General features: G+C 66.3%; 2 protein-coding genes. Both read right to left on the bottom strand.

What is annotated here, in order from left to right; translation table 11 throughout:
* Positions 1-942, bottom strand: a 942-nt coding sequence (locus EOA36_RS35470; protein ID WP_145969512.1) for a chloride channel protein, incomplete at its 3' end; no start/stop codon positions are given.
* A 154-nt stretch (positions 943-1,096) separates the two neighbouring features.
* On the bottom strand, positions 1,097-1,393 hold a 297-nt coding region (locus tag EOA36_RS35465; RefSeq protein WP_145969511.1), incomplete at its 5' end, for a cupin domain-containing protein.

Raw genomic sequence — 1,393 nt, 5'->3', positions numbered from 1 at the left:
CTCGCGATGCAGCGCGCCGTGGCCGCTGGACAGGACCTGCGGCGTGATCAGCCCCAGGAGCCCGACCAGGACACCGCCGATGACGGGGCGCAGCGAGGCATCGACCGACAGCCTGTTGAAACCGCGTTCGATCAGCGTGACCAGTTGCATGATGGCGATCGAGGCCGCCCCGCCAAGCAGGCCGAGCAGCAGGAACGGCACATATTGGCTGGCGGTAAGTTGCGGCAACCCTGAGAGCTCGAGCGGAAACGGCACGCCGCCGAACACTTCCGCCGTCAGCGAGGCGGAGATCGCCGCGGTCATGACCGGCGCGACATTGGCGACCGAGTAGATGCCGATGACCAGTTCGAAACCGTAGAAGGCGCCGGTCAGCGGCGCATCGAAGGCGGCGGCTATGGCGCCGGCGGCGCCGCAGCCGACCAGGATGCGGACATCGTTGCGGCGCAACCGGAAGGCGCGCGCCAGCCGCGAGGCGACGCCGGAGCCGACCTGCGTATAGCCGGCCTCCAGGCCGACCGAAGCGCCGAAGCCGCTGGAAATCATCGTCTGGACGACGATGATGAAGGTATCGGTCAGTGACATGCGCCCGCCATAGAGCGCGTTGGCCTCGATCGGGTCGACCGGCGTGCGGAATTTCCGAAGCCTGAGCCAGACCACCGATATCCCGAGCAGGATGCCGCCGATCGCCGGGATCAGTGCCTGCATCGGATCGGCAAGTGAGAACATGCCGGACAGCCGGCCGCCGGGCTGGACACCGAACAGAAGCCCGTGCAGATCCTGCACGATCTGGCTCATCGCGGTGACCAGCATGCCTGCCATGACGCCGACAACGCCCGCCAGGATGACCACGGCAATGCCGCGCGCCTCCAGCAGAGGGATTGACCTCAGAAGCACCGCGCGCAGCCGGCGGGCGTAGACTTGGGGTTGGTTTCTGGAAAGCACGGGGCGGCTCGCCGATATCAAAGGCAAAGGAAGACCCGCCTGATACGCCGGGCGGCACGTCGTGACAACCACAATGCCGACATCGAAGGCGCCAATATGGCCGCGATGCCGCCAGCCTTTCCAGCCCTGGATCGGAAAGCCACCGGCGCGGTGGTCAATCCGGGATCGTCAGCGGGCCGCAATCGTCGTCGGCAATGAAGGTCGCCAGCAGTTCGGCCGGCTCCGTCGTGCTGGCATTCTCGGCGAAGAGATGGATCGCCCCGGGCGGCTCGAACCATGTTTGTCCCTGCGCATAGGTGCCGACGGGGCCGCCCGCCAGTTGTGAACGCAGCGTACCCTTCAGCACGAAGGCGCTGACCGAGCCCGGATGCCGATGGCGGGGCGTATAAGCATTTGGAGGAAATGCGACGACGACCGTGGTGATCGACTTGCCCGGTACGTTGGGTAGCCT

Source organism: Mesorhizobium sp. M8A.F.Ca.ET.021.01.1.1 (assembly GCF_003998025.1).
Lineage (GTDB): Bacteria > Pseudomonadota > Alphaproteobacteria > Rhizobiales > Rhizobiaceae > Mesorhizobium.
This window is presented reverse-complemented; position numbering and strand designations above follow the sequence as displayed.